This is a genomic window from Shewanella sp. SG41-3, from assembly GCF_014164545.1.
In the GTDB taxonomy this organism is placed as follows: domain Bacteria; phylum Pseudomonadota; class Gammaproteobacteria; order Enterobacterales; family Shewanellaceae; genus Shewanella; species Shewanella vesiculosa.
Map to the genome: position 1 here is coordinate 192991 of NZ_JACJFJ010000001.1, position 20912 is coordinate 213902.

Annotated in this window: 19 protein-coding genes; 3 read left to right on the top strand and 16 right to left on the bottom strand. The window is 41.2% G+C overall.

The features are described 5' to 3' along the window. Positions 1–2: 2 nt before the first annotated feature. From nhaD to H5164_RS00915, 4 genes are all read right to left on the bottom strand, one after another. The gene (nhaD, locus tag H5164_RS00900; RefSeq protein WP_124017063.1) at positions 3–1250 is read right to left on the bottom strand and encodes a sodium:proton antiporter NhaD; all 1248 of its coding nucleotides are present in this window, start codon (positions 1248–1250) and stop codon (positions 3–5) included. 311 nt (positions 1251–1561) lie between these two features. After that, positions 1562–2848: a glutamate-1-semialdehyde 2,1-aminomutase gene (gene hemL, locus H5164_RS00905; RefSeq protein ID WP_124017064.1), complete on the bottom strand. Its 1287-nt coding sequence runs from the start codon at positions 2846–2848 to the stop codon at positions 1562–1564. A 26-nt stretch (positions 2849–2874) separates the two neighbouring features. Continuing rightward, complete coding sequence (locus H5164_RS00910; protein WP_124017065.1) at positions 2875–3894, bottom strand: aspartate carbamoyltransferase; 1020 nt, start codon at positions 3892–3894, stop codon at positions 2875–2877. A gap of 387 nt (positions 3895–4281) precedes the next feature. Continuing rightward, complete coding sequence (locus H5164_RS00915) at positions 4282–6006, bottom strand: chloride channel protein (RefSeq protein ID WP_124017066.1); 1725 nt, start codon at positions 6004–6006, stop codon at positions 4282–4284. Between the two features lie 311 nt (positions 6007–6317). On the opposite strand from H5164_RS00915, the gene H5164_RS00920 reads away from it, so the two are divergent. Both H5164_RS00920 and erpA read left to right on the top strand, forming a co-directional pair. Further along, positions 6318–7103, top strand: coding sequence for a DUF6776 family protein (locus tag H5164_RS00920; protein WP_182754310.1), 786 nt, complete (start codon positions 6318–6320; stop codon positions 7101–7103). 9 nt (positions 7104–7112) lie between these two features. Further along, positions 7113–7463 (top strand): iron-sulfur cluster insertion protein ErpA, encoded by a 351-nt coding sequence (erpA, locus tag H5164_RS00925; protein ID WP_124017068.1) that lies wholly within the window; start codon positions 7113–7115, stop codon positions 7461–7463. Positions 7464–7574: 111 nt separating this feature from the next. Here erpA and H5164_RS00930 read toward each other — a convergent pair whose 3' ends face one another. From H5164_RS00930 to H5164_RS00945, 4 genes are all read right to left on the bottom strand, one after another. Beyond that, complete coding sequence (locus H5164_RS00930) at positions 7575–8045, bottom strand: hypothetical protein (protein WP_124017069.1); 471 nt, start codon at positions 8043–8045, stop codon at positions 7575–7577. Positions 8046–8050: 5 nt separating this feature from the next. Next, on the bottom strand, positions 8051–8437 hold the full coding sequence (locus H5164_RS00935) for a DUF2750 domain-containing protein (RefSeq protein ID WP_165870124.1): 387 nt from the start codon (positions 8435–8437) through the stop codon (positions 8051–8053). Positions 8438–8551: 114 nt separating this feature from the next. Continuing rightward, entirely contained in the window at positions 8552–9664 is a 1113-nt protein-coding gene (locus tag H5164_RS00940) for an anhydro-N-acetylmuramic acid kinase (RefSeq protein WP_182742058.1), read from the bottom strand. A 34-nt stretch (positions 9665–9698) separates the two neighbouring features. Then, the gene (locus H5164_RS00945; RefSeq protein WP_182754312.1) at positions 9699–11219 is read right to left on the bottom strand and encodes a peptidoglycan DD-metalloendopeptidase family protein; all 1521 of its coding nucleotides are present in this window, start codon (positions 11217–11219) and stop codon (positions 9699–9701) included. Between the two features lie 125 nt (positions 11220–11344). Here H5164_RS00945 and tyrS point away from each other — a divergent pair, with 125 nt between their 5' ends. Further along, positions 11345–12541 carry a tyrosine--tRNA ligase gene (tyrS, locus tag H5164_RS00950; protein ID WP_124017073.1) on the top strand — a complete coding sequence of 399 codons (1197 nt, stop codon included), beginning with the start codon at positions 11345–11347 and terminating at the stop codon, positions 12539–12541. Positions 12542–12678: 137 nt separating this feature from the next. Here the strand turns inward: tyrS and H5164_RS00955 are convergent, their stop codons facing one another. From H5164_RS00955 to H5164_RS00990, 8 genes are all read right to left on the bottom strand, one after another. Then, a complete protein-coding gene (locus H5164_RS00955; RefSeq protein WP_235781991.1) occupies positions 12679–13089 on the bottom strand; it encodes a nuclear transport factor 2 family protein in 411 nt (136 codons plus the stop codon). A gap of 67 nt (positions 13090–13156) precedes the next feature. Continuing rightward, entirely contained in the window at positions 13157–13783 is a 627-nt protein-coding gene (locus H5164_RS00960; protein WP_124017075.1) for a trimeric intracellular cation channel family protein, read from the bottom strand. Continuing rightward, positions 13780–14169: a DUF2721 domain-containing protein gene (locus H5164_RS00965; protein WP_124017076.1), complete on the bottom strand. Its 390-nt coding sequence runs from the start codon at positions 14167–14169 to the stop codon at positions 13780–13782. The genes H5164_RS00960 and H5164_RS00965 overlap by 4 nt, the downstream gene beginning before the upstream one ends. 200 nt (positions 14170–14369) lie before the next feature. After that, the gene (locus H5164_RS00970) at positions 14370–15377 is read right to left on the bottom strand and encodes a cobalamin biosynthesis protein (protein ID WP_124017077.1); all 1008 of its coding nucleotides are present in this window, start codon (positions 15375–15377) and stop codon (positions 14370–14372) included. 89 nt (positions 15378–15466) lie between these two features. Next, entirely contained in the window at positions 15467–16159 is a 693-nt protein-coding gene (locus H5164_RS00975; RefSeq protein ID WP_182754315.1) for a 5'-methylthioadenosine/adenosylhomocysteine nucleosidase, read from the bottom strand. A gap of 520 nt (positions 16160–16679) precedes the next feature. Continuing rightward, positions 16680–18944, bottom strand: coding sequence for a bifunctional diguanylate cyclase/phosphodiesterase (locus tag H5164_RS00980; protein WP_182754319.1), 2265 nt, complete (start codon positions 18942–18944; stop codon positions 16680–16682). 425 nt (positions 18945–19369) lie between these two features. After that, on the bottom strand, positions 19370–20185 hold the full coding sequence (locus H5164_RS00985) for a sterol desaturase family protein (protein ID WP_124017079.1): 816 nt from the start codon (positions 20183–20185) through the stop codon (positions 19370–19372). After that, positions 20182–20847 (bottom strand): CDP-alcohol phosphatidyltransferase family protein, encoded by a 666-nt coding sequence (locus H5164_RS00990; protein ID WP_182754322.1) that lies wholly within the window; start codon positions 20845–20847, stop codon positions 20182–20184. The genes H5164_RS00985 and H5164_RS00990 overlap by 4 nt, the downstream gene beginning before the upstream one ends. Positions 20848–20912: the final 65 nt, after the last annotated feature.

Genomic DNA, 20912 nt, shown 5'->3' on the forward strand with positions numbered 1-20912 from the left:
TATTAACCATGAATGTTATTGGCTAAAAACAAGGTTAATCCATAACCGATGCAATAACATAATAGTAATGCTGGTACGTATTTTAAGTAGCTGACAAATGTGAGCTCTTCCACTTTACTCATGGCAATGATGCCTGATGCAGAACCTATGATTAATAACGATCCACCGACACCAACAGAGTAAGTCAGTCCTAACCATTGTGCTGTTGTTAGAACCGGATCGGCTTTTAATAACGCTGCGGTTAATGGCACGTTATCTAACAGGGCAGAACCCACGCCAGTGAAAAAGTTAGAAATGCTAGGGTTATACATGCCGTACACTTCGGTTAATAAATGTAAGGTGCCAATTTCTTTAAGCATGCCAACGAGTAACAAGATACCTAAGAAGAACAATAGAGTATCGAATTCAACCTGACGGATATATTCTAATACTTGAACTTCTTCACTTTTACTTTTATTGGTGCGGCCCACTAAGAACATCACCGATAAGCCGAATAAAAAGGTCAATACCGGCGGAATACCAAACAGCACGTTAAGTACCATGGTTAATACTATGGTAGTAAAGAAAATGACTCCGATGACAATATCAACCGTATTGTAATTTTGCTCGATAGGCGTAGTGCTTACATGTCCTTCGGCTTTAAGTGAAAACAATACTGCTAGGACCATGACGCTAATTCCTGCTGGAATAAACAAGATTAACAATTCTGAGATATGCACTTTACCGGCGAGGAAAATCATCAAGGTAGTCACATCACCCGTGATTAATGCCACCCCACCAGAGTTTACCGCAAAGATAATTAACACGGCCATACGGCGGCGCATTTGTTTATCTAAATTAAAGGTTGTTAGTAAACCTAATGACACCAGAGTGGCAGTGACGTTGTCACAAAAAGTCGACAGTACTAATGAGAATAACCCGACTTGCATCATCAACATTCGCACAGAGACTTGCTGCGGAAATATTTTTTGAACCAATACTTGGATCATGCCTTTAGCATTAAGATAGGCCACAAAAGTCATGGTCGACATTAAAAATAACCATAATGTAGCAATTTCTAATAAGTTTTCGTTGAGGTTTTCGCCCACGATTTTACTTTTTTCTGGGCTACCAGAAGCTATGAACAAGGTAATCCAAGCTATACAGCCAAGGAATAGGGTGGTTTTTGCTTTATTTATATGGGTAACTTCTTCGAACACGATACTGAGCAATGCAAGTACCGCAAGTGAGATAAGAAAAGTATGTAGCATGACTGCAATTCCAACTTTGTGTTGTAGGTAATCAACATCATTACCATGAATTTTTGCTAACCTAATTTGGCCCTAGCGTTAAGGTTTAATTAAGCTTTCCGTTTGGCGGGGCGATCACATCACACAACGAGGGATTTCGCAACTGAGATCACAGTTATTTTGTCAATAATCGACCAAAGTAGCGTATAAAAAAGCAATACAGTGAAAAGAAATTGGAGTTTGTTAACACAAATGAAAAGAGGATAAATAACGTGGTTATTTATCCTCTTTATTGTTACCAAAAGACTGCTTAGCTTGAGCTGTCTGTTGATTTATTTCATTGCAGCAAAAATACGATCAACAGCGGCCAGAGTATATTCAATTTCAGCATCGCCGTGAGCCATTGACATGAAACCCGCTTCATAAGCACTTGGCGCTAAATAAATACCTTCATCTAACATGGCATGATAGAAATGACGGAAGTGTTCCATGTTGCATTTTGTGACTTGGGCAAACGAGGTCATTGGCGTGTTATCTTCAGTAAAGAAGAAACCAAACATACCACCCACATAAGTAATATTTAATGGAATACCGTGTTTGTCTGCAGCGGCTTTAAAACCTTCCGCAACGCGTTTCGTTTTATCTGCAAGCGCTTCGTATAAACCGGGTTCACACAATGCATCCATTTGGGCTAAACCAGCAGACATCGCAATTGGGTTACCAGATAAGGTACCGGCTTGATAGACAGGGCCCGTAGGTGCAATAAACTGCATGATATCTTTACGGCCACCAAATGCGCCTACAGGCATGCCGCCGCCAATAACTTTGCCGAGTGTGGTTAAGTCAGGTGTTACGTTGTAGTGACCTTGTGCGCCACTCATAGACACGCGGAAACCTGTCATCACTTCATCAATGATTAATAGTGCACCAAACTCATCACACATGGCACGTAAGCCTTGTAAAAAGCCTTCGACAGGTGGAATACAGTTCATGTTGCCCGCAACGGGCTCAAGGATGATACAGGCGATACTGGTTGGATTTTGTTCGAAGATAGCGCGTACAGAATCAAGATCATTATAAGTTGCTGTTAACGTGTGCTTAGCAAAATCTTCTGGAATACCAGGTGAGCTTGGTTGCCCTAGGGTTAACGCGCCAGAACCTGCTTTAACTAATAAGCAGTCAGCATGGCCATGGTAGCAACCTTCAAATTTTAAGATATTGTCACGGTTAGTAAAACCACGTGCTAAACGAATCGCACTCATGGTGGCTTCAGTACCTGAACTGACCATTCTAACTTGTTCTATTGATGGCACCATTGATATGACTTTTTCAGCCATTTTAACTTCAAGTTCCGTTGGTGCACCAAACGACAAACCATTTTCAACGGCATCTAACACTGCTTGGCGAATTTTAGGGTGGTTATGACCTAAAATCATCGGTCCCCATGAACCAACATAGTCGATATACTTTTTACCATCGGCATCAAAAATATAAGCACCATCAGCTTTTTCAATGAACAAAGGTGAACCACCTACACCATTAAAAGCTCGTACAGGTGAGTTAACGCCACCAGGGATGGTCTTTTTAGCCTGTTCAAATAAAACCTCGGAACGGGTCATGTCTAATCCTTAATATTGTGTGCCAATTATCTATCGGCTTTACGTGAATACCAGTTTACTGGGCACTCATACTTTTCGAGTTGGTCTTCAACCCCAAGTGTTAATGCAAAAAGTGCCATACGTATAAGTAAGCCGTTATCGGCTTGTCTAAAAATAGCCAAACTTGGGTGGCTGTTTAAATCATTGTCGAGTTCATTTGCTTGCGCGCGTGAATCACGAGGCAATGGATGCATAATCACGGTATTTGACTTGCAGTGTTGCGTATAAATATTGTGATTTAAGCGAAACTTACCTCGGTACTTATTGGCTTCTTCCTGTGATGGGAAGCGCTCTTCTTGAATGCGTGTCAGATATAAAATATCTGCATGATGCAAATTGCCTTCAAGTTGCTCGGTTATTGTGATCTTATGGCCAGCATTTTCAATGTCAGCGATCACATAGTCAGGCATTGATAGTTCACTTGGCGATATCAAGGTGAATTTAATATCTTTATGCATGCACAGTAAGCGTGATAGTGAATGCACAGTACGACCATATTTTAAATCACCTACCATAGCGATATGCATACCGTCTATACCCATACCTGAGTGGCTTAACTCTTTCTTGATGGTAAATAAATCGAGTAAGGCTTGAGTAGGGTGTTCATTCGGTCCGTCGCCACCGTTAATTACAGGTACGCGACTGCCTTCGGCAAATTCTTTAACTGAGTATGCGTCTGGATGACGCATGGCAATCACATCCGAATAAGTAGAGAGTACTCTAGCCGTATCGTAAAGTGATTCGCCTTTGGATAATGACGATGATGCCATTCCTGTGGTTTCTCGAACATGTCCGCCAAGTAAATTGAAGGCACAGCCAAAGCTGACACGAGTTCGGGTGCTGGGTTCAAAAAACAGATTGCCTAAAATGGCACCTTCTAATACTTTGGTGCGTTTTTCACGCAAAGCATAAGGTGTCATTTTATTCGCGACGTTGAAAATAGTGTTAATTGAATCCAGATCTAACTGGCTTACTGAAAGGATATGTGAACCTTCGAACTGCGTCATCAGCCTAATTTCCAAAGTTTAGGGGCAAAATATTCACCAGAACAGCATGCTATTTTACCGTATTATTATATAGGGTGTTATAGAGATTATGTCTAGGGTGGCTGAGGCAAAATTGTAGCAGAAAATAACCGCCAGATAAATATAATAACCGTGCTTAACACAGAGATTCACTTGCTGTTATCAAGAACATTGACATGATTTTGGCCGTTAACTTAATCGTGTTTGAAAGACTCATTTATTTGCTCGTGCCGCAGCGAATTAGCCTTAGAACCACTGAGATAACATCTGAAGCTGTAATTTGCTCAAGCACCTCATATGGAGCGACAAGTGAAGATTAAGCCGCACTTTGTCACACTATTGAGGACTAATGAGATCAAAGAGGTTTAATTAAATTTGCCCTGAGCGAATTTCTTGCAATAAATTCGCCCAACTGATCACCCCAACAACTTTTTGCGTGTTATCACGATAGATATACACTTCGCCAGATCGTTTTGGGAGCAGTGCTTCATAAGCCTCATTTAAGGTGGCGCTATCAGGTAATCCGGGCATGAGATGACGCGATAGGGTGGTTGAATCTTCAAAGGATTGCATTTCAAGTCGCAACATTTCAATTTCGCCTTCAGCATTTCGAACTAATACTGGGCGGCCAGCAGCGCGTTTAAGTACTTCAAGCAGTAGTTCGTCATCATCGTTAACAATCACGAAGCGTTTATCCATCAGTACCCTAACACCTTTCTTTTGTAACCCTTGATTCAGTGGGGCAACCTTATAGCCTAACCCCATAATATCCAGTTGTTTAAGTAGGATAGAATGAGTATTAAATCCCTGGTATGCCACTAAAAATGCTGGAATGGTGACAAACATCGCCGGTAAGATAATCGACGCATCGTTGGTTAATTCAAGTAGCGCAACTAATGCAGCTAGAGGGGCACTCAGACAAACCCCCATCATTGCTGTCATGCCAATGACAGTATATAAACCCACATAAGGTGCAATGGATGGAAACAGTAAACTGCTGACTAAGGCTAAGATAGCCCCAACTAATGCGCCAATACCATAGAGTGGACCAATTAATCCGCCGGGGACACCAAAGCCAATAGCAGCGATGGTGGCCAAGATTTTTGCCAACAACAGTGCAATTAAAAACAGTAAACTAGGATGCTCACTAATGGCTTCTTTAATCGCCAGATCACCAGAACCTAAAGCTTGTGGCAGCAACAGCGCCACAAATGAAGTAATCACACCCGCAATAAGCAGCCTATAAATTAACGGCCATTGCTGACCTGTCGCGGTTACTTTTAGCAGTGAATAGTTAAACAACGCAGCGACACAGCCTAAGGCAAGGCCGCCAATCAGCAAAATAGGATATTGATCCAGTGGAATATGAATGACATTAATCAATTCATATTCATGAATATTACCAAACACCAATTGACTGGATACCGCGCCGCAAATGGCTGAAAGCATGATTGGGAAGAAATAATGGATTTTGTATTCGCGCACAATCACTTCAAATACAAATAATACCGCAGCAAGCGGTGCATTGAAGGTTGCTGCAATGCCGGCGGCAATACCGCTGGCACACATAATGCGCACGCTATTGTCTGGTAATGAAAACTTCTCGGCCATAACACTGGCACTTACCGCACCTAAGTGAATTGCAGGGCCTTCTTTACCGACAGAAAAATTAGCCATTAAGGCGATTAATGCTTGAAAAAACTGTCCAGCAGCAGATTGAAGCGGTACCTTACCGTAATGTAATTTGAACCGGTGAAGTACATAGGCAATCCCCATGCGCCGATAGCGTTTTGAGCCCAATAAAGACAGTAGCCAAATGAGTAATGCGCCGATTATTGGTAAGTAAGATCGCCAATTAGTTAAGGTTGAGCTTAAGGTTAAGCTATCTGAATGCAGGTATTGATCTGCCCACACTAAGCTTAAACGGAATAAGATAATCACCACAGAAGCTATGATGGCAAACAGCAGCGCCAGTGCACAAAGTTGCACACTAATTTTAGCCTGAGATAACTTATCTCTAAATTCGTTACGTAGATATTTGCGCGTCGTTCTTTTGGCGTGAATAATAGCGGCTTTATTTATCTTAAATCGCACGGTTTGACTCTAAGGCCTGTTGATATGTTAAGGGTGTTTTGTGCAGCTGTTTATTGATCGTTTGATAACGCGCTAGTGTCATGTTATTACTCTCCATCAATAGGACTAACCGCTTAATACATGCTGGCTGCATATCTGATTTAACACAGTTAATAGGCTAAAAAGGGTTATTGGGCTCGCTAAATATTAGCATTATAACCTTGTGTAATACGGGTATGATTTGCACAAAACGTTAACTAGGGCACAAAAATAAACCCAAGAAAAATATGCTTCGCCAAGCATACTGTATTTTATTAAAAGGTTGTAACTTAATGTTAAATTATCACCGTTGGTTAGATAGACTGCAAGTTTTAGAACGTAAAAATAGGACATCAAGCATATACTTGATTGGTTTAATGTTAGTGTGTTTTTTATTGGGAGCAATAAGTTTTAATTTATGGCTTTCATTTGCCCCAGAGGCTACGCCGAATAGTGCCAGTGGCAAGCGTAAACTGTTACAACAACTGGAGGAACAGGCGCAAGTGCTTGCCAGTCGTAATTTAGCATTAAGCATTGCTGAAAATGCCAATAAAGAAATGCAAGAGATGTTTAGCCAACAATTATCAGATCAAAAAGCGTTAGAGAAAGAATTAGCGTTTTATCGCAGTATAATGGTGACTGATTCTGGTGTTGAAGGCGTGTCTATTCATGGGGTGGAATTAGCCCAGGGTGTGACGGCTGGTCAATATCAATTACGATTAATTCTCACTCAGTTGCAAAAACACCAAGTTAAAGTGAAGACGAGTTCGACGGTATTGTTGCTAGGTACACAAAATGATCAGCCAGCTGAGCTGTCTTTGAGCAAATTAATCAATAAAAAACTGGATTTTGAATTTAATTATTTTCAAATTATAGATAACAATTTTGAACTTCCAGTGGGATTTAATCTTCAACGAATCATGGTCAAAGTGAAGGTGGCTGCTCGTCGTGGTGTCAAAGGTGGCGAGATTGAGCAAGTCTATAATGTACCAGAGCTGTTGATGGGTGAAAAAGAACTGCGGGTAATACTTGAACAAAATAGTCAGGTAAAGGATAATTCTCCGCAGAAACCGAAGTAAGAGGTAGTAATGACTGAACAAGTTGATACAGCAATGCCGATCCAATTTACCGATGCGGCGGCGATAAAAGTAAAAGGTCTGTTAGAAGAAGAACAGAATCCTGAATTAAAACTGCGTGTGTATGTAACAGGTGGTGGTTGCTCTGGTTTTCAGTATGGCTTTACATTCGATGAGAAAGTCAACGAAGGTGATTTCACCATTGAGAAACAAGGTGTGCAATTGGTTGTTGATCCAATGAGTCTTCAGTACCTTGTTGGTGGTGAAGTCGATTATACATCGGGTCTTGAAGGTTCACGTTTTTTTGTTAAAAATCCTAATGCGACCACAACATGTGGCTGCGGAGCGAGTTTCTCGGTGTAATGCGCGTTATTACAGTGATTAACCTGTCTGGGGACATGTAATCGAATAGCTAACAAAAAGCCGTCTTTCGACGGCTTTTTTGATGTCTATAGTGTACCGATACACCCACAACTAACTGCTCATAATATTAAAATTCATCCGCGGTTTAAACCACGCCTTCACTTTTGCATTAAAGCTAATCCACACTTGAATGATCCCCAGCGCAATAAGCACAGAGTAGATAACCCAATCAGCAACAACGGTTTGAAACAAACCAAAATCAAACGTGGTTGGACCGGCAACTAAATTGTCGGGGTCATACATAATGATTGGCAGTACGCTGTATAACAAAAGTTGCAGTACGCAATATACCCGCAGAAGATATAAGCCTGCTTTTTGGCGGCCGATTATTGCGAGCACCATCATTAAGGTTAATATGCATAGCATTGCACTTAACTCAGACAAGGAGTTGGCAGCATATAGCCCGCTGATGGCCGACAAGGTATAAACGATCATCAAGCCAATTAGCCGTTTTGGTAAATGTGGCTTTGCAACGCTGTGAGCCTGGTCTGCGTGGTTGGTTTCAGAGTTGGTATCGGTCATTACAATTAATGCTTTTGTTGTTTCTTTGGCAAAATTCGCTCATTCATTTCAAAAGGAGGAACCACAACACCTAAGTCTTCTTGAACGGGGAAAACTGCGATAAATAAGTCATCATCTTCCATACCGCTTACCCAACGTTCTTGAAACTCGTCAAGTGGAATCGCTAATGGCTCGCAGTCTTTCCATTCATCAACAGCCCATAGTGCGGCAGTCTCTTCAGATGGCCACATTGGAATACAGTCTTCATCTTCAGTGGTCAGCATGACACAACCATCTTGATCTTGAAGTGTCCAAATAATTTTTTCAGCTTTAATCTGATCAACCATATAATCATAACGACCTTCTGGAGTTAGATTCATTAGTTCAGATACAGTTTTGGTTTTATTGCTCATATTGACTCTCATCTTAAGTTTTGGCTTTGCTCAATTTTAAACAATTAAGCAAATTTGTGGGCATCATAACATTGAGGCCACAATTGCAAAAGTAAACCACGCATTTTGGTGTGTTTATCTCGCCTTGAAACGCCCACCTAGCACAGCAGCGCGTGACGCGCCCGTAACAGCGGGTAAGTTAGCGGGTAAATCATGGTGATAACGCATGGCTAACCAGGCAAAGGCAATGCCTTCAACCCATTTTGCATCCACACCTAACGCGCTGGTGGTAGCGACTTTATAATGGGGAACCAAGATGGCTAGTCGTTGCATTAAGGCTTTATTTAATGCTCCGCCACCACAGACAAATAATTCACCTGTCGGTGCCAGTTTATTTATGTCGTTGGCAATACTGTGGCAGGTAAGATCAAGTAGGGTAGATTGAATATCTTCTTGATCTAAATGACTATAGTCAGCGATTTGTTGCTCAAGCCAAGCTTGATTAAATAGCTCTCTACCAGTACTTTTTGGGTAAGCTAACGAAAAGTAAGAGTGCGATAATAGCTGTTTGAGTAAGACAGGATTACTGGTTCCGGAGTCTGCCCAAGCACCATCCTCATCAAAAGGAAGGTTCAAGTTTTGTTGAATAAAGGCATCGATTAGGTTGTTACCCGGACCGGTATCGAAGCCTAATACTTGCTCACTATTACCAGGTAAATAGGTTACGTTGGCAATTCCACCTATGTTTAAAATCACTCTAGAGTGACCTTGGCGAGCAAACACTTGCTGGTGAAATGCTGGAACTAACGGTGCCCCTTGGCCGCCAAGGGCAATATCTTTACGTCTAAAGTCAGCAATGACATCGATATTAGTTTCAATAGCAATGGTATTAGGATCGCCAATTTGCAATGTAAAACCCATTTCTAAATTAGGCATATGACGCACAGTTTGTCCGTGTGACCCTATGGCTATAACCTCATCGGCAGTGACAGTTGTTTTAGCCAATAAGTGATTAACCGCTTGTGCAAACAGTTTACCAACGCTGCGATCGAGTCGACCGAGGCGGTTTATTTCATCTGTTGCTGGCTGGCATAAACGTTGTAAACCACTTAATAAATGTGCTGGTATTGCTTCGGTATGGCTGGCAACTAAAATAGGATGATCAGTTGAAAAATCAACCAACACCGCATCAACACCATCCATGCTTGTGCCTGACATTAGACCGATAAAGTATTCTGGCTTAGACATGAGGTAACTCTCTGTGAATGGCAATATTAGGCTATTAATTACTTGCCAATTGCTGTTGTTGATTTGATTTTAGCTGAGCCATCAATTGTTTACTGAGTGCCGTAAATTTATTTTTCTCTTTACGATCAATCGGCATAGATTTAGGTAAGTCGATGGTTCGTGGATTGCGATGAACACCATTTACAATGAATTCATAATGTAAGTGAGCACCGGTGACTCGGCCTGTTTTACCTAAGGTACCGATTATTTGGCCTTGTTTAACCGTTTCACCACGGTTTACTTTGCGCTTAGTTAAATGCAAATACTTAGTGGTGTAGGTTTCGTTGTGCTTAATGAATACATAGTTGCCATTAAACTGGTTATAACCGGCCTCAACCACTTTACCTTTACCCGCCGCTTTAATCGGTGTACCTATTGCGGCCACATAGTCTACGCCGCGGTGGGCTTTAATTTGCCCCGTTACTGGGTGCAAACGACGAGGATTAAAGTTAGAACTGACATATTTAAAGTCTACTGGCGAGCGTAAAAATGCTTTGCGCATACTACTGCCATCTTCTGAATAATATTCTCCGTCGGTATACCGTACGGCGGTGTAACGCTCCCCTTGGTTAAAAAACTCCGCGGCGAGAATATTGCCATTACGTAAAAATTGGCCATCGGCGTATTCTTGTTCAAACAATAATGAAAAATGATCGCCTTTACGTATATCAAGCGCGAAATCGACGTCCCAGCCAAAGATATTGGCCAATTCCATAATGTGATTACCCGATAAACCGGCATCTGCCGCAGCATTCCAAAAGTTACTTTTAATATTGGCGGTAATAAATGAGGTACGATTTTCGATTTCTTTGGTGTTGACGGTTTCTTTGTATTGCTCATTGTGATGACTGATCACTAATGTCGACACTTTGTCCATTCGATAGGTTAATTCTTGTAATTCACCTTGGGCATTTTTACTAATGGCAATTTCTTCGCCGGGCATAATCTTGAGCAAATTCTTTTTGGCTAACGGTAATTGGGTAATGTCGTAGACGTCTTTAGCGCTGAGTCCAGCACGACTAAATAAGCCGCCCAATGTATCGCCTTTAACAACTTCATAGTATTCAACGCTATTATCATCGTTAGCGACCTCTTGCTTTAACTTGGCTTTTTGATTAGCCACTTGCTGGTCGATATCATTGATCATACCGTCAATATCAGAAGTGCTGGTTTGCAACATCGAAAGGTGTTGAGCAAAGGCTTCGTCATCTGCCGTTTCACCGCTGTTGGTATTGTCGCTGTCATCTTTTGATAGGAGTTCATCAGACTTTTCGGCATCAATATTATCATTACTATTTGGTGCTGTAGGCGTGCGAAAGGCAAGTGGAATAGCATAACGCTTGTTGATTTCTATATCGGGTTGCTCAGTTGATTGGCTCATCAATTGGGTTTGTTTAGATGCTTGAGCGTCTTCCGATGGGAACATCAGAATAAATGTCGTTAAAATCACTAATAAAGATAATGTGATTTGATGTGCTTTTGGCAGCAATGTGAATAAAGTAAGAAGCTTTGCCATTGACTCTGTTACCAATTTCTCTATCTCGTTGTTATCTGCTAAGTGTACACTCTTTCATTTGCTGTGGCTAACAAGTAACATAGAGCTCTTTATTTTTTGTGCAAGCCCTGGGAGTTGCAGTAGAGATGGCGAATTTAGATCAAGTATTGGCAGAGATTAAGCGCGGTACCGATGAGATATTACTTGAAGCGGATTTGCTTGAGAAACTGAAAGAAGGGCGTCCATTACGCATCAAGTTAGGCGCAGACCCTACCGCTCCAGATATTCACTTAGGTCATACGGTTATTTTGAACAAGATGCGTACTTTTCAAGAGTTAGGTCACGAAGTGATTTTCTTGATTGGTGACTTTACCGGTATGGTCGGCGACCCTAGCGGTAAAAACAGTACTCGTCCGCCATTGACCCGTGAGCAAGTGCTTGCTAACGCAGAAACCTACAAAGAACAGGTTTATAAAATTTTAGACCCAGCAAAAACGCGTATCGAATTCAACTCTAGCTGGTTAGAGCCATTAGGTGCCGCGGGTATGATCCGTTTAGCTTCACAGCAAACGGTTGCTCGTATGATGGAGCGTGACGATTTTAAAAAGCGCTATGCATCAGGTCAATCTATTGCGATTCATGAATTTATGTATCCTTTATTGCAAGGTTACGATTCAGTTGCATTGCAAGCCGATGTTGAATTAGGTGGAACCGATCAAAAGTTTAACCTGCTTATGGGTCGTGAACTGCAAAAGTCAGAAGGCCAAAAGCCGCAAACTGTTATCATGATGCCATTGCTTGAAGGTTTAGACGGTGTTAAAAAAATGTCTAAATCGGCCCACAACTACATAGGTGTGAGTGAGCCTGCAAATGAAATGTTTGGTAAAATCATGTCGATTTCAGATGATTTGATGTGGCGTTATCTTGAATTATTGTCATTCCGTCCATTAACTGAATTAGCCCAGTTTAAACTAGACGTTGAAAATGGCACTAATCCTCGCGATATCAAGATTTTATTAGCCAAAGAAATTATTGCTCGTTTCCATGATGAAGCCCAAGCAGAAGCTGCACATCAAGCGTTTATCGATCGCTTTCAAAAAGGTGCCATTCCAGATGACATCGAAGAAGTCATTTTAGAAGCAGGTGAAGGCTTAGCGATTGCTAACTTACTCAAAGATGCCGGTCTTGTCGGCTCTACATCTGATGGTATGCGGATGATCAAGCAAGGTGCGGTTAAAATGGATGGCGAAAAAGTGGAAGACAGTCGCATCAGTTTTAATGCTGGTCTTGAAGCGGTATTCCAGGTTGGTAAGCGAAAATTTGCTAAAGTTATCTTGAAATAAGTTTTACGAAATCAATAAAAAACGGCTTATTAACTAAGCCGTTTTTTTATGTCTGATACGTAATGAAATCGATATCACTGAAGCCATATAACACAGCCAATTAAAGCGCTCGCGGCGCGCAATTGACTCTGATTTTATTACTGAGCCGCAAGTTGGTCAGTCATGGTTTGATAATCCATTAAATCCATTTGCTCCACTAGGCGCTCAGTATTGCTATCAAATTTAAGGGTTGTGACACCGGGTACGGCAAGGTCGATAATCTTTCCGGGTTTACCATACTGATCGCCTGGACCACGTAAGCGATAACTACCAATGATTACCACCAATGAGCCAGTATTAAACATGTGTTCTACGTTTAAGCGGTATTCTAATACCCCTTCATGGGCTCGTTGTAAAAACGCAATAATGTGCCGACCACCTTTGTAGGTCGTATTGGCTGTCTTATCGTAAAATACTGTTTCGCGTGAATAAAATCGACGTAAGACGGTATAATCGTGATCAGTGAGTGCTTCCATGTATTGCATCGCAAGTTGTTGTTCTCGCGGCATGTCACCAATATTGGCTTTAGTGGGAAAGCTCAATAGCAAACAGCATAATATGAAGATTATTCGCACATTAAATTCTCTTAGTTTTCAAATCAAAAGCCGGTAAAGATAAGTGCCAGCGAATAGCACTCAGACGGATGATTAGCGTACTGAACATAGCGATCAGTAATGATGTCATGCTATCCATGCCGACAAATATACTTAAGGTATAACAGATGCCTCCAACGATAGAAGCGGTTGCGTAAACTTCTGTTCGCAGCACCATTGGAATTTGTCGACATAATAAATCACGAATAATCCCGCCGCCGACACCGGTGATTAAGCCCATGACTACCGCGACCATACCAGACAATCCCATTAATAAGGCCTTTTCTGCGCCAATAACGGTAAATAATGCCAAACCTAATGCATCGGCTATGGGCAGTGTGCGTGCAGGTAATTTATGGGGTTTACGCACCAACACTAAGCACGCCACTACGGTCGCAAGAATGACAATAATATAATTCGGATCGCGGATCCAAAATACCGGTGTCGCGCCGATTAAGGCATCACGAATACTGCCGCCGCCAATAGCTGTGACAGATGCTAATACAATAACACCAAAAGGATCCATGCGGTGCTTACCAGCAGCTAACGCTCCCGAAAGGGCAAATACAGCGGTACCACATAAATCAAAAAAGTAGATCCATTGACTCATTTACTTAGCTCTTTGAGATGAATTGTGAGGGCATCTACTGAAATACGGATTTCTATTACCGATAAAATCAACGAATACAATAACAGCAGTAAACTCAATCCAAACACCAATGAGCCCACTTGATTAAAGCCAACGTAAATCAAAATCATACATAACACACACAAGGCAAAACTGCTGACACCAGCTTCTTGCATTTTGCGAATAATAATAATTCGCTGGCGTAAATTTTTAATTTGATCGCCTTGTACCGGTTTTTTATCGTTACTGAGTTGACGGATCAATGCCGCTAATGAAAAAAATCGATTGGTGTAGGCCAGCAATAACAATGAAATAGCCGGAAACAGCAATGCTGGTGTGGTTAATGATACATGTAAATGGTTGAACAAAATGGCATTCCTAAACTGGTTTTCATGCAGCTAATAATTAGTTATAGAGGATTTATGTTACAAAGATATAAGCCATTTGTCGGCATAATTGACCTATGTTAACAACGAGTGGTGACATCCGGTTGTAACAGGCCTACATCAAACGCACACGAGTCCATAATCGCTAAATGATAGCCTGTTTAAAACAAGATTTATATGGTTTAAATAAATCTTAATCCGGTCCAAATAAGCGGTAGTAGCAAGGTTAGGCTGATCCAAAAAAGATTGGCTGTGTGCGTGACAGTTATGGCTTGGCTAATGTGGCGATGATCCGGCAAGGGCCCTGATTTTACTTTGGGTAAATCTACCCGAATGGTGTTGCCATTTTCAATAAATTGCTGCGGCCCGCCTAATTCTATTTTTAATAATTTGGCCGCTAATGCATAACTCGTGTAATGGTTATTGAGCTGATCTTTATTCACTGTTGTCGATATTGGTTGTGAAAAAATAGACTTGATACCCAATTGGCCAAATTGAATGGCGATTGAGCAGTGCCAAAGTAACGTCGGGATGAAAAATATGACTCTATTTAACTGGCCGACAAAACTTGAAAAAATATAAAAATGTGGATGATAAGGCGGCCAGCAATGTTGTAGTTGTCTTAACATACGCACCACTAATGTCATCGTAGCGCCGCCTATGCTGAAAAATAGTATGGTTGCTAAGGTGCCGTAAATGGGAGTAGTAAACAGTTTCTCTATGGTTGTTTTACTTAACCCCACCTCTGATAAGGCTTGGGTATTTTGTCTCACCCAAGGAGCCAGAAGTTGTTTGGCCTGTTGTTTATTGCCGGTTTTTATGGCATCAACCACTTTTTGTGCCACAGGCTTAAAAGCGGAATCACATAAACAGAAATACAAGATGATCAGTTCAAAAAACCAAGGATAAGCAGCAAGGCTGAGTAAAAAGCTCACGATAATCCCGCTAGGCACAATTAAAATGAGTGTCGCTAAAATCCCTGCAATAAGTTGCTGGCTCACCGCTCGCTCTGGATGATTTACTTTGATGGCTATCAAGGTGGCTAAGCGGTTGAACCATAATAATGGCTGTAGATCTCTAGGAATGGGCGCAAATCGAGCCAAAATTAAGGCACAAAATAAAATACAACAGCTTTGCAGTAACCCGCCATCTTGGCTAAGTAATTGAGGATTAAATAATTGATTGACCATAGACACTCAATAGTTAGGCTGTTGTTAACCTTAGGGTTGCTCAGTACAGAGACTATGAGGTTATTGTCTCTGTACTGATTCTAGAAGGTTTATAGCTGTTGTAACAGTGCGATCACCATCATGGCAGAATGCAGGCCTGCTTTAATAATATAAGAGTCAAAATCAACCGGTGAGTCATTGTTGGCATTGTCTGATAGAGAGCGGATAACCACAAAAGGTACTGTAAACTGGTGACAAACTTGGGCTATAGCTGCCCCTTCCATTTCACATGCTGCCATAGTCGGAAAGTTTTCACGCATCAATTTTGTCCGTACCGGGTCGCAAATAAAGCTGTCGCCAGTGCAAATTAATCCTTCTATTGCGTTTACTTCACCTAATGATGCTACAGCTTGTTTGGCCGCATTCACTAGGTTGATATCAGGCATAAATGCTGCTGGTTGCTGGGCCATTTGGCCTATTTCGTAACCAAATGCAGTGACATCTACGTCGTGGTGACGTACTTCTGATGAAATCACAATATCGCCGATAGCGAGAGAATCCACAAAACCGCCTGCGGATCCTGTGTTAATCACATGGGTTACGGCAAATTTTTCGATTAATAATGTGGTCGCGATACTGGCTGCCACTTTACCGATCCCCGAGCGAGTGACGACGACATCTTTGCCTGCAATGCTACCGCTAATAAATTCGATTCCGGCAATAGTGCTATGCACAGGCTCAATGATGGCTTGAATTAAATGAACAACTTCTGGCTCCATTGCGCCAATAATACCGATTTTCATGAGTGAACCTTAACTGAATAAGCAAATTTGAATGGCTGCTAATATATCACGAGCACGATAAATGTGTGCAAGCTGACAGTGATTTTATTGATCAATGGGTTGGTTATTTGCACCAGGGCCTCGAGTTAAAACTATTTTATTATGGGTGATTTAATTCATGGTTATTGGAGGTAACAGCTTTTTTACACCTTAATTAATTACGCCACAATAACGACAATTTAACACAGCCTGTTTCAGTATTGCCGATTAAAGCGTCATCGCTATTATTGTAGAGGCAACATCATGCAACATGATATGACTTACTATACAAACCGCGCCAAGGCGTTAAAGCCTTTAATGCCAGTAAAAAATCCCAGCAGATAAGATTGAGAAGATTAAAGCGTTACTTGGATTCTCAGTTTCGAGCGTTAATGCTAAACCCAGCAAGACACGTTTATCCCATGCTGTTATGTTGACTGGAATCTAGTTTCGAGCAACAAGCGACTCACACCAAACCTCCTTTACAGATTGGTATAAATGTTTACGCTTTTATTAAACTGTCCTGATGCTCAAACTTCAGTCCTTTCTTACTGACATGTGCAAAAAATTGTTCAGGCGTCATGGGTTTTGAAAAATAAAACCCTTGAAATTCTTTGCAGCCCATATCCGCCATAATGCTTACCTGTTCCGCAGTTTCTACACCTTCAGACACACACTTGATATCTAGTTCTTCACACATATTATGGATCGCTTTTACCAAGCTTTGTTGACGTGCTGAAGAGGTAACTTGGCTGATTAATGAACGATCTAATTTGAGTTTATTAATTGGGTAGTCAGCCAAACGAGCAATATTAGAATAACCGACGCCAAAATCATCTACCGAAATGGTGAAACCCCACGCTTGTAGAGTTTTCATTAACATTAACGAGTGGGCTTGATTCGCTTCTAGTGAGGTTTCGGTTAACTCGAGTTCTATTTGTTTTGGGCTGACAGTAAAGTCAGCTAAATACTTAACTAACTTGGACATAAAGTCGGTTTGAGTGAAATCAATTAGTGAGATATTAATCGCCACAGGTACACAGTTAAGCCCTTGTTGAGTCCATTGATTGATTTGCGAGCAGACTTTTTGTATCACCAAATCCGTTAAACGGCTGATCATTCGGTACTCTTCTGCGATAGGGATAAATACCGCTGGTGATACTGTACCTAAAATGGGACTGTGCCATCGAGCCAACGCTTCAAGGCCGATACATTGTCCTGATGCCGTTACTTTAGGTTGATAATAAACGGTTAGCTCACCTTGCTGTAGTGCTTCATCGAGCAACATCGATATTTCATATTTCTCTAAAAAGCTTTGTGAATTGGTTTGGTCATATAAGCTAAATACATCGTTGGTATTGGCTAATTTAAGCGCCTCGATAGCATGAGCGACAACTTTACAGCTTGCATCCCCGTGTTCAGGGCAATGGGCAATACCAAATAGAAATGATTGCGAAGACTTAATTCCTAGTAAGTTGTAATCTTCATCTAAAGTATGTTTGATTTTAGGTAAGGCGCTATACAGATCGGTTTCGTTAAGGCTACCAAGAATAAAGGCAATTTTCCCAGGTCCAATATGAGCACATAATAAAGGTCCTTCAATATTGTTACGCAGGCGTTTAAAGGCTGTTTTAGTAATGGCTTGAGAATTATGGTTACCAAATTTTATATTTAAATAGTCGTTATTGGCACTTTGAGCCACAACCACATAAAAGCCTTTTCGATATTTTGCAATTAGGCGGTCACATTGCAGTTCAAACCAATCTCGATTCGGTAACTGTGTTTGTGTATCGCGATAACGTAGACGTCTGTTCTCTTGTTCCATGGCGGCCAAATTACCTTTAATGCTCTGTTCTGCACTGCAATCATGAAATTCATAAACACAAAAATTAGCATCGGTCAGTTGCTGATGGACAACACGCTGATAGGTATTGTTGAAGTGCAATATTTGTTCTTGTTTGCCTGCGTTACAGGTTTTGATGTTTGGCATGACAGATGAAAGCAATAACGTTTCGCTTTTTAATGGTTTAGGTAATTTTAGTAAATCAATCGCTTGTTGGTTAGCATCAGTAATCTTTCCCAGATCATCGACAATAATTTTTGGGATAGTCGATTCTGCAAAAAAAGTGCGGTATAGCTCATTTTTGCTTTTCAAATAAGCGTTTGAGCTTAGCGTTGCTTTATTGAGACGTTTAGCCGCGACAATGGTTCTTGCTACTGCTAAAGGCACGCAGATATTAAAAAATAGAAAAACCACTCCAGTAATATACCAACTCGCATCAGGGAGTTGTTTATCTATGTCGGTGTATTGAGACAGGTCGATATCATGCAATATCATATAAAATGGCACGATATTTAATAAGGCGAAACAGATTGCTACTCGGTGCCCTAACAACATTAGCGCAATAGAAGGGCATACAAACATCAGCATACTACCTATTTTGGCTAGTCCTAAGTCTGGAAGCGACAAGTTGATTGCTAAACTCGCCAATACCAATGCAACAAGGAGGATATGAGCACATAAATGATAGAATCGCTTACTGGCCAGTAACAATAAAAATAACACCGAAGTGAAACCAATAGTAAGCGCGATTATCCATAAGTAATTTAATTGTAAGGCAGAATTGAATGTGTCAAACGCAATAGCTAAGCACAGCAACATTCCCGAAGAGAGGATTATTCGTAGTGCACTTATTCGCCAGTTGGGTATCGATTCATGTGCGTTTTTATCATCGTTTAGCAGGAAAAATTGGTTAATGAAATTCATGAAAACACATATTTTGATTGCCAGAAATTAATTAAATAGCATTTACTTTTATAAATCAATGGACTGTATGATTATTCGTGACAGTAAAATGTAAATATCTATTATATGTAATGCTATTCCTTTGAGGTGGGCAGTTTTATGGTTAAAAATTATTCATCGATTTAATGCGCAGAATATTTTTGCTCGAAGGTCTACTTGTGTGAACAATAAAATGACAGTGAAGATTTATAGTATTGATGCTGAGTCGGTGCGGTATAACCGTTATTACCCATATTTAGCAGCAATCTTTCGTTAGCGAAGGGGCTGCAACATTGTGTCAATTAAATAGCCATATGTTGCGACCAAGATGTGTATTTAGCCTAAAGGATAGGGGCAGTTATTTAATGGCGCTAGTTATGCGAATGTTCTCGCTTTAGTTTTACGCATCACTTCTTTTTGTGGGTAAACGGCATCCATAACAAGCCTGTTAACCATGCATTTTGTTTCGCGTTTGGGTATTCGATTAATCCTATGTCGATATCCTCGTCTGCTTTACTGGCCTTAGCAGAATAGCTACCAAATAACCGATCCCACCACACAATACTAAAACCAAAGTTAGTGTTACTTTCGGCCATCACTTGGCTGTGATGTATGCGGTGCAGTATTTGGGTTACCACCACATATCGGGCAATATGTTCCATTTTTTTAGGTAAGCGAATGTTAGCGTGGTTAAAAATGGCAAATCCATTAAGCAAGATCTCAAACAGTATCACCGCCTCAGCAGGTATACCTAATATGATAATCGCTAGCGCTTTAATCCCAAGACTGGCGATGATTTCTAAGGGGTGAAAGCGCAAAGCCGTACTGCTGTCGACATGGCGATCTGCGTGGTGCACTTTATGTAAACGCCACAATAACGGTATGCGATGAAATAGCCTATGTTGCCAGTAAATAAGCATGTCCAGTAACAACAGACTGCTTATAATATTGACCCAATGGGGCAGATTAACCCAGTGCAATATGCCCCATTGTTGTTGTGTGGTGTACAAGGCAAACCCAGCTAAACCCAAAGGTAATAGTAATCTTGCTACCACAGAAGCAATTATCAATAAGCCAAAGTTGCCAAACCAACGAGTGACTATAGAGGCTGTTTGTGGTGTTTTGGTTAGTTTCCTTGCGGGGAATAGGCATTCTAGACTCATCATCAATGCCAGAATCGTTAAAAACACACCTAAGCGTATCGCTACCATCTCATCTATCATGTTGTTGGCTCCTTAACGGCTGATTTCTGAGTCTTTGCTCCTTTGACAAGCTGATTTTTAAGTGTGTAGTAGCCGCCATGAATGCGCGTAAAAATGGTAATGGCCCCTAAAAAGGCAAAACTATAGGCAAGTTGTGGAAAATAAGTTGGCCATAAACAAAATGCCACAAAGAAGGCGATGGTTTCGGTGCCTTCGGTTAAGCCATTTAAAAAATAAAAGCTCTTATTGGCAAATTGTGGTCGAGGCAAATTCAGCTTTTCAGCCGGTATGGCAAAGGCTAAAAAGCTTGAGCCTGTGCCGATGAAAACGCTTAACAACACCGCTGCGGCTAAGGCGTTTTCATTAGGGTTGGCCAAGGCGAACCCTAGCGGAATGGCGGCATAAAATAAAAAATCGAGGCAAATATCCAAATAGCCACCCGCGGCACTGCTGTGTTTTTGGTGGCGAGCAAGCGCACCATCAAGGCCATCGATAATTCGATTAAGTGCGATAAAGAACAAGGCGCCATACCAAAATTGTAATGCCAACAAGGGGACGGCCAACATGCCTAAACCGAAACCTACTAAGGTGAGCTGATCAGGGTGGACATTTTTTTTATCGAGTAACAGCACCGCAGGCGCTAACAGTGGCTTTATTACTGGGGTGATAAATCTATCTAGCATGATGTCATTCCAATTAATCTATTGATTATCGTTCAATTCTTTAACGTCGCGATTTTGTTACGTCA

Bases quoted from the DNA above. Each gene is read 5' to 3' on its own strand.
- hemL (WP_124017064.1), bottom strand. From the start codon at position 2,848: ATGACCCGTTCCGAGGTTTTATTTGAACAGGCTAAAAAGACCATCCCT.
- H5164_RS00960 (WP_124017075.1), bottom strand. From the start codon at position 13,783: ATGAGTCAATGGATCTACTTTTTTGATTTATGTGGTACCGCTGTATTT.
- H5164_RS00990 (WP_182754322.1), bottom strand. From the start codon at position 20,847: ATGCTAGATAGATTTATCACCCCAGTAATAAAGCCACTGTTAGCGCCT.
- H5164_RS00910 (WP_124017065.1), bottom strand. From the start codon at position 3,894: ATGACGCAGTTCGAAGGTTCACATATCCTTTCAGTAAGCCAGTTAGAT.
- H5164_RS00935 (WP_165870124.1), bottom strand. From the start codon at position 8,437: ATGAGCAATAAAACCAAAACTGTATCTGAACTAATGAATCTAACTCCA.
- erpA (WP_124017068.1), top strand. From the start codon at position 7,113: ATGACTGAACAAGTTGATACAGCAATGCCGATCCAATTTACCGATGCG.
- H5164_RS00955 (WP_235781991.1), bottom strand. From the start codon at position 13,089: ATGCCGCGAGAACAACAACTTGCGATGCAATACATGGAAGCACTCACT.
- H5164_RS00920 (WP_182754310.1), top strand. From the start codon at position 6,318: ATGTTAAATTATCACCGTTGGTTAGATAGACTGCAAGTTTTAGAACGT.
- nhaD (WP_124017063.1), bottom strand. From the start codon at position 1,250: ATGCTACATACTTTTCTTATCTCACTTGCGGTACTTGCATTGCTCAGT.
- H5164_RS00930 (WP_124017069.1), bottom strand. From the start codon at position 8,045: ATGACCGATACCAACTCTGAAACCAACCACGCAGACCAGGCTCACAGC.
- H5164_RS00980 (WP_182754319.1), bottom strand. From the start codon at position 18,944: ATGAATTTCATTAACCAATTTTTCCTGCTAAACGATGATAAAAACGCA.
- tyrS (WP_124017073.1), top strand. From the start codon at position 11,345: ATGGCGAATTTAGATCAAGTATTGGCAGAGATTAAGCGCGGTACCGAT.
- H5164_RS00940 (WP_182742058.1), bottom strand. From the start codon at position 9,664: ATGTCTAAGCCAGAATACTTTATCGGTCTAATGTCAGGCACAAGCATG.
- H5164_RS00970 (WP_124017077.1), bottom strand. From the start codon at position 15,377: ATGGTCAATCAATTATTTAATCCTCAATTACTTAGCCAAGATGGCGGG.
- H5164_RS00945 (WP_182754312.1), bottom strand. From the start codon at position 11,219: ATGGCAAAGCTTCTTACTTTATTCACATTGCTGCCAAAAGCACATCAA.
- H5164_RS00975 (WP_182754315.1), bottom strand. From the start codon at position 16,159: ATGAAAATCGGTATTATTGGCGCAATGGAGCCAGAAGTTGTTCATTTA.
- H5164_RS00985 (WP_124017079.1), bottom strand. From the start codon at position 20,185: ATGATAGATGAGATGGTAGCGATACGCTTAGGTGTGTTTTTAACGATT.